This window comes from Micromonospora sp. BL4 (assembly GCF_003667505.1).
In the GTDB taxonomy this organism is placed as follows: Bacteria; Actinomycetota; Actinomycetes; order Mycobacteriales; family Micromonosporaceae; genus Micromonospora.
The window spans coordinates 36,364-48,042 of the sequence record NZ_RCVJ01000123.1; the positions used below are offsets into that span (position 1 = coordinate 36,364).

The following is an 11,679-nucleotide window of genomic DNA, read 5'->3' on the forward strand; positions in this document are numbered from 1 at the left end:
GCGGTGCGCGAGCTGAGCGTGGTCGGAGTTCGGGTGGAGCTGCCCAGCAACCAGCCGATCGTCCTGCTCAGGGAGGTCGAGGGGGACCGCTATCTGCCGATCTGGATCGGCGCGGTCGAGGCCACGGCTATCGCTTATGAGCAGCAGGGGGTCAAGCCGGCCCGACCGTTGACGCATGATCTTCTGCGGGACGTGTTGGCGGCGTTGCAGGCGCCTTTGCAGGCGGTGGAGATCACCGAGCTCAAGGAGAACGTCTTCTACGCTGATCTGTTGATCGGCGACGGGGTGCGGGTGTCGGCGCGGCCGAGCGATTCGATCGCGTTGGCGTTGCGGGTCGGTGCGCCGATTCGTTGTGCCGAGCAGGTCCTCAGCGAAGCGGGGATCGTCATCCCCGATGAGCAGGAGGACGAGGTGGAGAAGTTCCGCGAGTTCCTGGAGCAGGTGCGTCCGGAGGACTTCGCGGGCTGAGTCGGTCTCCTGGCCGGTTTTTTCGAGGCGTCACTGTGGGTGATCCGCGGCGCTTCTGGTGATCTTTCTCGGTGGCTGCGCGGCGTGTCGCGTCGGTTTCTCCGTGGTAACCCCTGAGGGCGGCGATAGGGTTGCCGTGTCGAGGGGTGCGCGTCCCGGAAACGACGCGTCACCGCACTGACGGGGAGGTTGTCCGGATGCACGAGCCGCGGGATCCCGATCCAGGTACGGAGTTGGCGTCGCCAGGTGTGGCGACTGAGGGTGACGGTTCGGTGGGCTACCGGGGTGTGACGGCATGTCACGCGGTGGGCATCAGTTACCGGCAGCTCGATTACTGGGCGCGGACGGCGCTGGTGGTGCCGAGTGTGCGTGACGCCTCGGGTTCGGGGACGCAGCGGTTGTACTCGTTCCGGGACCTGGTGGTGTTGAAGGTCGTGAAGCGGTTGTTGGACGCGGGGGTGTCCCTGCAGAACATCCGCAAGGCGATCGAGGCGCTGCGGTCGCGCGGGGTGGAGGACCTGGCCGGCATCACGCTGATCTCCGATGGGACGACGGTGTACGAGTGCCGGTCCCCGGAGGAGGTGGTCGACCTGTTGCAGGGTGGCCAGGGCGTGTTCGGGATCGCGATCGGTGGCGCGTTCAAGGAGATCCAGGGTTCGTTGTCGCATCTGCCGGCGGAGCCGGCGGCGAGCGGCCCGGTGGAGCCGGCGGTGGTGTCCGGGTCGGAGCCGGGGGGCGACGAGTTGGCGGCGCGGCGGGCGCGGCGGCGCGCGGGCTGAAGCGTCGTTGGTGCCGTCCGGGCTGTCGACGCGCCCGGATTTCACGTTTGGTTTTTCGCGGCGGGCCGGTGACTGACGGTCAGGTCGCCGGCTGCGTTTTGGCATAGCTGAGCGGGCTGCACCCACTGTTGATCACAGTGGGTGCTGTCGTGTTCGCCCATTGTGGATGGTTGCGCCGGTTGCGGTGACGCTGTGTGCCCGGTTGTTGTCGGGAATCCGATAGGGGGGCGCTGACCGGAAAACGCCAACACGCTATGGTCCGTCACGGTCCCCGGTGTGTCGCCGTGGCATGACGATGTCGCTCCGGTGGGCCGCTGCCCCTCCGCGCCGACCCCGCGCGACCCCTCCACCCTGGAAGGAACGACCGTGACGGTTACCGAAGAAGCCGCTCCCGCCTCGCACTACGACCGCATTGGCGGCGCCAGTTCGGTCAAGGCGGCCGTCGAACTGTTCTACGACAAGGTGCTCGACGACCCGGATCTGGCGGGCTACTTCGCTGACGTGAACATGCCGGGTCAGCGGCGGCACCTGACGTTGATGTTGACGGTGGTGCTGGGTGGTCCGAACGAGTACGCCGGTCGCGGGTTGGCCGAGGCGCACCAGCCGTTGAACATCCCCGTGGAGCACTACGTCAAGGTCGGTGAGCACCTGATTGTGACGCTGACGGAGTTGGGTGTGCCGGCGGACATCCTGGCTGACGTGCAAACGGTGCTGGGGCAGGTGCAGGACCAGGTCGTGGCCGCCGGGAACCGTCCGGGCGTCTGACGGTGGACGCGGCTCGACTCAAGCAGAGTTGGTCTCTGGTCGCCGGGCACGGCGACCAGGTGCCGCTCTATTTCTATTCGACGTTGTTCCTGACCCATCCCGAGACGCGGCAGATGTTCCCGACGAACATGGCCGGGCAGCGGGACCGGTTGGTGACCGCCCTCGGGCACATCGTGTCCAACGTGGACCAGGTGGATCGCCTGGTGGGGTTCCTGCGGGACCTCGGCGCGGACCACCGCAAGTTCGCGGTCCGCGCGGAGCACTACCCGGCGGTCGGTGAGGCGCTGCTCGCGACGTTGCAGCACTTCCTGGCCGAGCAGTGGACCGAAGAGTTGGCGCAGGACTGGGCGGCGGCGTACGGGCTGGTCGCACAGGTGATGATGGAGGCCGCGCAGGCCGCGGAGACGGTGAATCCACCGTGGTGGGTGGCGGAGATCGTCGCGCACGAGCGGCGGGCGTTCGACGTGGCGGTGCTGACGGTGCGCCCGCAGTACCTGCTGCCGTTCACTCCGGGTCAGTCGATCGGTGTGTCGCATCCGTCGGTGCGTTCCTGGCGGTACTACTCACCGGCGAACGCGCCGCGCGCGGACGGCACCCTGGAGTTGCACGTGCGGGCCGCGCCGGGTGGCGCGGTGTCCTCGCGACTGGTGTACGGCTCGGCGGTGGGTGACCGCCTCCACCTGGCGGCGCCGGTGGGGGATCGGCTGTCGTTGTGGTCGGCGGGCTCCAGTGATCTGCTGCTGCTGGCGGCGGGCACCGGCTGGGCGCCGGTGAAGGCGTTGGTGGAGCAGGTCGCCGCGGAGGGTTCCCGCCGGCGGGTGGACCTGTATGTGGGGGCCCGTTCGCGTAGCGAGTTCTACGACAGCGACGCGATCGACAAGTTGGCGTCGTCGTGCCCGTGGTTGACGGTGACCTACGTGGTGGGTGCCGACCTGAACCGGTCGGGGGAGTTCGTGCACGCCGTGGACCGGGCGTTGGCCGACGGTGACTGGCGCTCGCGGCACGTGTACGTGTGCGGGTCGGACGAGATGGTTTCGCATGCGGTGCAGACGTTGGTCCGGGCGGGTTACCACTCGGAGCAGGTGCACCACGAGGGTCTGGGCAAGCACTGGTACGGCCCGGCCTGGCGTACGGCGGTGGAGCAGTCGACCGCTGGTGACACTTCCGGAGGTGTTCGGTGAGCGCGAGGAGTGAGCTTGCGAGCCCCGCAGTCGCGAACGAAAGGCAGGCTCGGTGGTGAGCGCGAGGAGTGAGCTTGCGAGCCCCGCAGTCGCGAACGGAGGGCGGGCCCGGTGAGCGCTACCCCGATCAGCCGGTACGACGGTGTGCAGGTCGCCGGCGGTGTGCAGGTGCGGATGACCGCGGACCGGGTCCGGCGGTGGGAGTTCGGCACGGCGTCGTTCGGTCGGCGTGGTTATGACAACGCCGACGTGGACCGGTTCCGGGTGCAGGTCGCCGATGAGCTGGATCTGTTGGCGACGCAGGTCGCGAACCTGCGCGCGGAGAACGAGCGGCTCAACGACCGGGTGGAGTTGCACCGGCACGGCGTGATCCCGAGTACGGGCGCGGCGGCGAAGGTGCCGGCGGCCAAGGAGGTGAATCTGCTCTCCGCAGCGCAGCGGGAGGCGGAGCAGATCATCGCGCAGGCGCACGACTACGCGCGGCGGGTCGCGGAGTACGCCCGGGTGCAGTACGAGAGCTACATGCAGGCGGCAGCGGAGGAGGCGAAGCAGGAGGCGGAGCGGGCGGTGGCGGATTACCGCAGCTCGGCCGGGTCGAGCTTCGACGACACGGTGGCCACCCGGGAGGCGTTGCGGATCTTCGGCGAGATGATGGTGTCGCACATGCAGGCGGCGGCGCGGCATCTCGACGACGGCAGCGAGCAGTTGGCCCGCACGATGGACCGGATCGCGAAGGAGACGCCGGGGGCGTCGTTCGCGGTCGGCGCGGCGGGGCAGACGGCGCTGCCGCGGCACCACCAGCAGCAGCGGTGACCGTCGGGTGGGGTTCGCTGCGGCGGACCCCACCCGGGTGACGCCCGGCACGACGTGGTCGGGTGAGCCGTTGGTCGCGGGTCCGCGCATGCGATGGTTGGCCCATGTCCGTATCACCGTCTCCGACCGGCTCCCCGCCGCTTCCGCATGCTGGCGCCCGGGACGTGGTGGCCGCGTTGGAGGCCTCGACCTGGGCGATGGCCGCCGTGGTCGGCACGATGCGGGACGCCCTGTCGGCGCCGCTGGCCGAGGTTCTCGTGGCATCGCCGCAGCGCAGCGCTGTGTTGGAGGCCGCCGGCCTGCTGTCCTGGGACGGTGCGGTGCCGGTTCCGCACCCCTCGCTGGTGCCCGCCGACGGGCCGCTCGGGCGGAGCACGGTGGAAGCGCGGCTGAGTTCGCTGCGGCAGGCGGTCGCCGCCGCGGCGCAGGACGTGTCCGCTCCGCCCGGGGGTGGCTGGGCCGAGCTGGACGATGAGGTGCTGCTGAACCAGGGCCGGGCGTCGGCCGCGACCGGCCGGGCTCTGGCCACCCGGGTGGTGCCGGGGTTGCCGGGGCTCGCGGAGCGCCTGGCCGCGCCGGACGGGCGTGTCCTGGACGTCGGCACGGGCGTGGCCGCGTTGGCCGTCGCGCTGGCCCGGGAGCTGCCCGGGGTGTCGGTGGTGGGCATCGACGTTCTGCCGCGCGCGCTGGATCTCGCCCGGGGGGAGCTGGTGGAGGCGCGGGACGTCGCCGACCGGATCAGCCTGCGCCGTCAGGACGTGGCCGAGCTGGCGGAGCCGGGCGTGTACGACCTCGTGTGGCTTCCCGCGCCGTTCCTGCCCGAGGAGACGCTGGTGGCCGCTCTGCCCCGGCTGGCCGAGGCGCTGCGGCCCGGTGGGTGGATCGTGACGGGCACCAACCCGCCCGCCGGTGACCCGCTGCGGGCAGCCGTCGACCGGTGGAACGCCGTCCGCAACGGCGGCAACACCTACGACACGGACCGCATGGCGCAGGTCCTGGCCGCCGCGGGGCTGGACGACGTCCGGCGTTTCCCGACGGTCCCCGGTGGGCCCGTGCTGGTCGCCGCCCGCCGCCCGGGCGCCTGACCCCACGGCGGCCCGGACGCGGTCAGGGCGTGCCGGGTCGAGCCGCCCCGCGCTCAGGCGGTGCTGGCACGGACGGCGTCGGCGATCGGTGTCGGCCCGTTGACCAGTTCCAGGGTTCGGCCGGCGGTGCGTGGTTCGTCGAGCAGCGCGACGAGCACCAGGGCCACGTCGGCGCGGGTGACCGCGCCCCGCCCGGCGTGTGCGGCGAGGGTGACGCGTCCGCTGGGTTCGTCGTCGGTGAGCCGGCCGGGTCGCAGCACCGTCCAGTCCAGGTCGCGGTCGCGCAGGTCGTCCTCGGCGGCACGTTTGGCCCGCAGGTACGCCGCCCACACGTCGTCGGTGCCGGCGGCGGGCGGGGCGTCCACGCCCATGGAGGAGACCAGCAGGTAGCGGCGGACGCCGGCGTGGGTGGCGGCGTCGGCGAGCAGCGCGGCGGCGGCCCGGTCGACGGTGTCCTTGCGGGCGGCGCCGCTGCCGGGGCCTGCGCCGGCGGCGAAGATCACCGCGTCGGCACCGTCGAGGTGCGCGGCGAGGCCGGTGGCGTCGGTGCGTTCCAGGTCGCGGACGACCGGGGTGGCGCCGGCGGCGCGCAGCGCGTCGGCCTGTTCGGGGTTGCGGATCAGGCCGACGGCGGTGTCGCCGCGCGTGGCGAGCTGACGCTCCAGCAGCAGGGCGATCTTGCCGTGGCCTCCGGCGATGACAACACGCATGCGCCCAACCTACCGGCGGCGTCGGACGGGTCGGGTTCGTAGGCTGAGGCCCCTCGACGCGGAGGCCCCTCGACGCTGAGGCCCTTGACCTTGACCTTCGGGTAACCCCCAGCCTGGTGTGTGCCGGTCGCCGCGACCGGCACGAGGAGGATGTCGACGTGGGGCTGCTGACCATCGGGGCGTTCGCCCGGGCGGCGAGACTGACGCCGAAGGCGTTGCGCCTGTACGACCAGGTGGGGGTGCTGCTGCCGGCCGCGGTCGATCCCGAGTCCGGATACCGGCTCTACGATCCGGCGCAGCTGCCGTTGGCCCGGCTGGTGGCCCAGCTCCGTCGCATCGGCATGCCACTGGCGACGATCCGCGTGGTGTGTGGGTTGGAGCCTGCGGCGGCGGCTGAGGCGGTCACCGCGTACTGGCGGCAGGTGTGCGCCGACACCGTGGCTCGGGCCCGGCTCGCCACCCTCCTCGTGGACCACCTGTCCGAAGGGGGCACCACCATGGCTCAACCGAATCCGACCGTCGCCGTGCGCTACGCCACCGGCTGTGACACCGGGCTCGTGCGGGACAGCAACGAGGACGCCGCGTACGCCAGCGAGCGGTTGCTCGCCGTCGCGGACGGCATGCGAGGACCGGGCGGCGCCGCCGCCAGCGCCGCCGTCATCGACGCCCTCAAACCGTTGGAACTCACCGACGCGCCGGCCGCCGACCTGTTGACGATGCTCACCGGTGCGGTCACCGACGCCGACCGCACCGTGCGCGGGCTGGCGACCGGTGACCACCAGCCGGTCAGCACCCTGACGGCGCTGCTGCGCAGCGGCTCCCAGCTGGCCCTGGTGCACGTCGGCGACACCCGGGCGTATCTGCTGCGCGACGGTGAGCTGTCCCTGCTGACCCAGGACCACACGTGGGTGCAGGCCCAGGTGGATCAGGGCAGGCTCGACCGCGACGAGGCCGCCGCGCATCCTCAGCGCGCTGTGCTGGTGCGTGCCCTCGGCGCCGGCCCGCAGGTCGAGGCGGATCTCGCGCTGCGGGTCGCCCTGCCGGGTGATCGGTACCTGCTGTGCTCCGACGGGCTGTCCGCCGTCGTCGACCGTGCCGATCTGCGATCGACGCTGAGCGCGGCCACCGATCCCGAGCACACGGTGCGGAGCTTGATCGATCTGGCTCAGGCCGCGGGGGCGCCGGACAACATCGCCTGCGTCGTCGCCGACATCGTCGCGGTGTAGTCGGCGCCACAGGCCTGCGGGGGTTCGGCGGCGGCGGGTGCGGTGAGGCAGCATGAAGGGGTGACGGAGAGCCTGAACGCGTTGACCTCGCTGGTGGCCGGTGGCCAGGTGGTGGTGCTCAGCGGGGCCGGCCTGTCCACCGAGTCGGGCATCCCGGACTACCGGGGGCCCAGCGGGGTGGCCCGCCGCCACACGCCGATGACCTTCCAGGCGTTCACCCGCGATCCCCTCGCACGGCGGCGCTACTGGGCGCGCAGCCACCTGGGGTGGCGGTTGATCGCCCGGGCGGCGCCGAACGCCGGGCACCGGGCGGTGGCGCGGCTGCAGCACGCCGGCCTGGTCGACGCGGTGATCACCCAGAACGTCGACGGGTTGCACGGCGCGGCGGGAAGCGGGTCGGTGGTCGAGCTGCACGGCCGCCTGGACGAGGTGACCTGCCTGGACTGCGGCAACCTGACGTCCCGGGAGGAGGTGGACCGGCGGCTGCGCGAGGCCAACCCCGACTTCGTGGCCCGCGTCGCCGCCGTCAACCCCGACGGTGACGTGGATCTCCCCGACGAGCAGGTGGCGGCGTTCCGGCCGGTGGACTGCGGGATCTGCGGCACCGGGATGTTGAAACCGGACGTGGTGTTCTTCGGCGAGACGGTGCCGCCGCAGCGGGTGGCGCGGTGCTTCGCGCTGGTGGAGCAGGCTCGGGCGGTGCTGGTGCTCGGGTCGTCGTTGACGGTGATGTCCGGCCGCCGGTTCGTGATTCGGGCCGCGAAACGGGGCATTCCGGTGGCGATCGTCAACCAGGGCCCGACCCGGGGTGACGCGTACGCCACGGTGTGCGTCGACGCGCCGCTGGGGGCGCTGCTGCCGGCGCTGGCCGAACGGGTCACCGGCGGCGCGGCGGTGGGCGCTCCGGCCGGGGTGTGACCGCCGGCGAAGGGGTACGACATCTGCCGGAAACACCGACGCTGGTAGCGTTGACCATGCCGGTACCACCCACGTGGGAGAGACCGCCCGACAGCAGCCGGGGCGGCGCCGAAGGGGCAAATCCTCCCCGGAACCTCTCAGGCAAAAGGACCTCGTGGGCAGGCACTGTGGAGCGCCCTGCGGGTGCGACAGAGGGGGAGGCCGATCCGTCGACCTCGTCCCGGGAGCGCCCCCCATGACCGTAGAGCAGTTCGCCACCCGTCACATCGGTCCCGGCCCGGACGACGAGCGCCGGATGTTGGAGGTCGTCGGGCACGGCTCGATCGACGAGCTGATGGACGCCGCGATCCCCGAGGTGATCCGCTGGCACGGCACCCTGGACCTGCCGGACCCGGCCACCGAGGCCGAGACGATCGCCGAGCTGCGGGCCCTGGCGGCGCGCAACATCGTCGCCGTTTCCATGATCGGCCTGGGCTACCACGGCACGCACACTCCGGCGGTGATCCGCCGCAACGTGCTGGAGGACCCGGCCTGGTACACGGCGTACACGCCGTACCAGCCGGAGATCAGCCAGGGCCGGCTGGAGGCGCTGCTGAACTTCCAGACCATGGTCACCGACCTGACCGGCCTGGCGACCGCGAACGCGTCGATGCTCGACGAGGGCACCGCCGCGGCGGAGGCGATGACCCTGGCCCGCCGCGCGTCGAAGAGCAAGAGCCCGGTGTACGTGGTCGACGCCGACGCGCTGCCGCAGACCATCGCGGTGATCACCAGCCGGGCCGAGCCGCTCGGCATCGACGTGCGGGTCCTGGACGTCGACCGCGACGAGCTGCCCGGTGAGTTCTTCGGCCTGCACCTGCAGTACCCGGGGGCGTCCGGCGCCGTACGCGACCACACGAGTCTGGTCGAGGCCGCGCACGCCGTCGGGGCCCTGGTGACCGTCGCGGCGGACCTGCTGGCGTTGACGCTTCTGCGCGCGCCGGGGGAGATCGGCGCGGACATCGCCGCCGGCACCACCCAGCGTTTCGGCGTACCCATGGGCTTCGGCGGGCCGCACGCCGGTTACCTGGCGGTGCGCTCGGGCCTGGAGCGGATGCTGCCGGGCCGCCTCGTGGGAGTGTCGCGCGACGCGGACGGCAACCCGGCCTACCGGCTGGCGTTGCAGACCCGTGAGCAGCACATCCGGCGGGAGAAGGCCACCAGCAACATCTGCACCGCGCAGGTGCTGCTCGCGGTGATGGCCGGCATGTACGCCGTCTACCACGGCCCCGACGGGCTGCGGGACATCGCGGAGCGTACCCATGGCATGGCGGCGCGGCTCGCGGCCGGGCTGCGCGCCGGCGGCGTCGACGTCGCGGACGTCGCGTTCTTCGACACCGTCACCGCGACCGTGCCGGGGCGGGCCGCCGAGGTGGTGGCCGCCGCCGCCGAGCGCGGCGTCAACCTGCGGCTGGTCGACGCCGACCGGGTGGGTGTCTCGTGCGACGAGACGACCACCGGCGAGCACCTGGCGGCGGTGTGGGCGGCGTTCGGTGTGCCCGCCTTCGACGGCGACGTCGACGCGGCCCTGCCGGTCGCGTTTCGTCGCACCGGCGACTTTCTGACCCACCCGGTGTTCCGCAGCCACCACTCGGAGACGGCGATGCTGCGCTACCTGCGCCGGCTGTCGGACTTCGACTACGCCCTGGACCGGGGCATGATCCCGCTCGGGTCGTGCACGATGAAGCTCAACGCGACCACCGAGATGGAGCCGGTCAGCTGGGCGGAGTTCGCGCAGATCCACCCGTTCGCCCCGGACGCGCAGACTGCCGGGTACCGGGAGCTGATCGGTCAGCTGGAGTCGTGGCTGGCCGAGGTGACCGGCTACGACGCGGTCAGCGTGCAGCCCAACGCCGGCTCCCAGGGTGAGCTGGCCGGGCTGCTGGCCATCCGGGCGTGGCACCGCAGCCGCGGCGAGGCGCACCGCGACGTGTGCCTGATCCCGTCCTCGGCGCACGGCACCAACGCGGCGTCGGCGGTGATGGCCGGCATGCGGGTGGTCGTGGTGGCCTGCGACGACGACGGCAACGTCGACCTGGTCGACCTGGACGCGAAGATCGCCAAGCACCGGGACGCGCTCGCCGCGATCATGGTGACGTACCCGTCGACGCACGGGGTGTACGAGACGGGCATCGCGCAGCTGTGCGCGAAGGTCCACGACGCCGGCGGGCAGGTGTACGTCGACGGGGCGAACCTCAACGCCCTGGTGGGGTTCGCCAAGCCGGGCAAGTTCGGCGCGGACGTGTCACACCTGAACCTGCACAAGACGTTCTGCATCCCGCACGGCGGTGGCGGACCGGGTGTGGGTCCGGTGGCGGTGCGGGCGCACCTGGCGCCGTTCCTGCCCGGCGACCCGCTGGGCGCGCACGTCGACGCCACGCCGGCGATCTCCGCGGCGAAGTACGGGTCGGCGGGAATCCTGCCGATCCCGTGGGCGTACCTGCGGATGATGGGCGCGGCCGGGCTGACCCGGGCGACCGGGGTGGCGGTCCTGGCGGCGAACTACGTGGCGGCGCGGCTGCGCGGGCACTTCCCGGTGCTGTACGCCGGCAACAAGGGCCTGGTGGCGCACGAGTGCATCCTGGACCTGCGGCCGCTGACCAAGGCGACCGGGGTGAGCGTGGACGACGTGGCGAAGCGGCTGATCGACTACGGCTTCCACGCGCCGACGATGTCGTTCCCGGTGGCCGGGACGCTGATGGTGGAGCCGACCGAGAGCGAGGACCTGGCCGAGCTGGACCGGTTCTGCGACGCGATGATCGCGATCCGGGCGGAGATCGAGCAGGTCGCCTCGGGGCAGTGGCCGGCCGGGGACAACCCCCTGGCCAACGCGCCGCACACCGCGGCGATGGTCAGCGGCGACGAGTGGCCGCACGCGTACCCGCGGTCGGTGGGCGCGTACCCGGCCGGGGTGGACCGGGCCGGGAAGTACTGGCCGCCGGTGCGGCGCATCGACGGCGCGTACGGCGACCGGAACCTGGTCTGCTCGTGCCCGTCGCCGGAGGCGTTCGAGGACTGACAACGCCGGAGGCGTTCGAGGACTGACGGCGGGGCGCCGGGGCGGGCGGTGTGGCCGCCCCGGCAGCCGCGCCGACCTGGGCGGGGACGTCCCGTACCGGGGGACTAGCCTGGGTCGGCGGCGGCGAATCGGTGACGCTGAGTGGTCAATCAGGCCACGAGGGCGTGGCGGGCGGGGCCGCGGTGCGGGGCGATGCTGCTGCCGTCGGGGAGCAGCTCACCAGTGTCCTCGAAGACGATGACACCGTTGCAGAGCAGGCTCCAGCCCTGCTCACGGAAGCAGGCGAGGACCCGGGCGGCTTCCCGGTCGGTCGCTTCAGCGGAGGGGCAGGTCGGTTGGTGCTGGCACATCGGGCTCTCCGGACTGTGGGGGCACTGTGTCATGGTTCACATGACCAGTGACGCACAGTACCAAGCGAAAGTGGCCGGCATCGAGCAGGTAGCCGCCCGGTGTACCGGAAATCCACTGAACGGATGAGGAAGGTTGGACCGTACGGCGTGGAAACGCTCCCACAGGTGCTGGTAGATGCGCCCGCGGCACCGGCCGCGTGCCGGGGCGCCCTCGTCGAGCGCGCCCGCCTGCAGTGGCGCCGCGCCGACGGCGGCGATCCCGCCGCCCTCGCCGAGGAGTTCCTCGCCTGTCTCTTATACACATCTGACGCTGCCGACGATAAGGC

Annotated in this window: 11 protein-coding genes and 1 riboswitch; of the genes, 9 read left to right on the top strand and 2 right to left on the bottom strand. The window is 72.1% G+C overall.

What is annotated here, in order from left to right:
* Positions 1 to 3: 3 nt before the first annotated feature.
* From EAD89_RS14185 to EAD89_RS14210, 6 genes are all read left to right on the top strand, one after another.
* The gene (locus EAD89_RS14185; RefSeq protein WP_007460347.1) at positions 4 to 468 is read left to right on the top strand and encodes a bifunctional nuclease family protein; all 465 of its coding nucleotides are present in this window, start codon (positions 4 to 6) and stop codon (positions 466 to 468) included.
* A gap of 197 nt (positions 469 to 665) precedes the next feature.
* Positions 666 to 1,247, top strand: a complete 582-nt coding sequence (locus EAD89_RS14190; RefSeq protein WP_121652801.1) for a MerR family transcriptional regulator — start codon at positions 666 to 668, stop codon at positions 1,245 to 1,247.
* Positions 1,248 to 1,613: 366 nt separating this feature from the next.
* A complete protein-coding gene (locus tag EAD89_RS14195; protein WP_121676017.1) occupies positions 1,614 to 2,012 on the top strand; it encodes a group 1 truncated hemoglobin in 399 nt (132 codons plus the stop codon).
* Between the two features lie 2 nt (positions 2,013 to 2,014).
* Positions 2,015 to 3,193, top strand: coding sequence for a globin domain-containing protein (locus EAD89_RS14200; RefSeq protein ID WP_121652799.1), 1,179 nt, complete (start codon positions 2,015 to 2,017; stop codon positions 3,191 to 3,193).
* Positions 3,194 to 3,304: 111 nt separating this feature from the next.
* Positions 3,305 to 4,006 carry a DivIVA domain-containing protein gene (locus EAD89_RS14205; RefSeq protein WP_121676018.1) on the top strand — a complete coding sequence of 234 codons (702 nt, stop codon included), beginning with the start codon at positions 3,305 to 3,307 and terminating at the stop codon, positions 4,004 to 4,006.
* Positions 4,007 to 4,110: 104 nt separating this feature from the next.
* On the top strand, positions 4,111 to 5,091 hold the full coding sequence (locus tag EAD89_RS14210) for a cyclopropane-fatty-acyl-phospholipid synthase family protein (RefSeq protein WP_121676019.1): 981 nt from the start codon (positions 4,111 to 4,113) through the stop codon (positions 5,089 to 5,091).
* A gap of 53 nt (positions 5,092 to 5,144) precedes the next feature.
* Here EAD89_RS14210 and EAD89_RS14215 read toward each other — a convergent pair whose 3' ends face one another.
* Positions 5,145 to 5,801 carry an NAD(P)H-binding protein gene (locus tag EAD89_RS14215; protein WP_121676020.1) on the bottom strand — a complete coding sequence of 219 codons (657 nt, stop codon included), beginning with the start codon at positions 5,799 to 5,801 and terminating at the stop codon, positions 5,145 to 5,147.
* Positions 5,802 to 5,959: 158 nt separating this feature from the next.
* On the opposite strand from EAD89_RS14215, the gene EAD89_RS14220 reads away from it, so the two are divergent.
* The 3 genes from EAD89_RS14220 to gcvP all read left to right on the top strand — a co-directional run bounded on the left by EAD89_RS14220 (position 5,960) and on the right by gcvP (position 11,003).
* Positions 5,960 to 7,027, top strand: a complete 1,068-nt coding sequence (locus tag EAD89_RS14220) for a MerR family transcriptional regulator (protein WP_121676021.1) — start codon at positions 5,960 to 5,962, stop codon at positions 7,025 to 7,027.
* Between the two features lie 60 nt (positions 7,028 to 7,087).
* Positions 7,088 to 7,945 (top strand): NAD-dependent protein deacetylase, encoded by an 858-nt coding sequence (locus EAD89_RS14225; protein WP_121676022.1) that lies wholly within the window; start codon positions 7,088 to 7,090, stop codon positions 7,943 to 7,945.
* A gap of 64 nt (positions 7,946 to 8,009) precedes the next feature.
* Positions 8,010 to 8,108, top strand: a riboswitch (glycine riboswitch).
* A 72-nt stretch (positions 8,109 to 8,180) separates the two neighbouring features.
* Entirely contained in the window at positions 8,181 to 11,003 is a 2,823-nt protein-coding gene (gene gcvP, locus EAD89_RS14230; protein WP_121676023.1) for an aminomethyl-transferring glycine dehydrogenase, read from the top strand.
* 149 nt (positions 11,004 to 11,152) lie between these two features.
* Here the strand turns inward: gcvP and EAD89_RS14235 are convergent, their stop codons facing one another.
* Complete coding sequence (locus EAD89_RS14235; protein WP_007460326.1) at positions 11,153 to 11,353, bottom strand: DUF5999 family protein; 201 nt, start codon at positions 11,351 to 11,353, stop codon at positions 11,153 to 11,155.
* Positions 11,354 to 11,679: the final 326 nt, after the last annotated feature.

Bases quoted from the DNA above. Each gene is read 5' to 3' on its own strand.
- EAD89_RS14190 (WP_121652801.1), top strand. From the start codon at position 666: ATGCACGAGCCGCGGGATCCCGATCCAGGTACGGAGTTGGCGTCGCCA.
- EAD89_RS14210 (WP_121676019.1), top strand. From the start codon at position 4,111: ATGTCCGTATCACCGTCTCCGACCGGCTCCCCGCCGCTTCCGCATGCT.
- EAD89_RS14215 (WP_121676020.1), bottom strand. From the start codon at position 5,801: ATGCGTGTTGTCATCGCCGGAGGCCACGGCAAGATCGCCCTGCTGCTG.
- gcvP (WP_121676023.1), top strand. From the start codon at position 8,181: ATGACCGTAGAGCAGTTCGCCACCCGTCACATCGGTCCCGGCCCGGAC.
- EAD89_RS14235 (WP_007460326.1), bottom strand. From the start codon at position 11,353: ATGTGCCAGCACCAACCGACCTGCCCCTCCGCTGAAGCGACCGACCGG.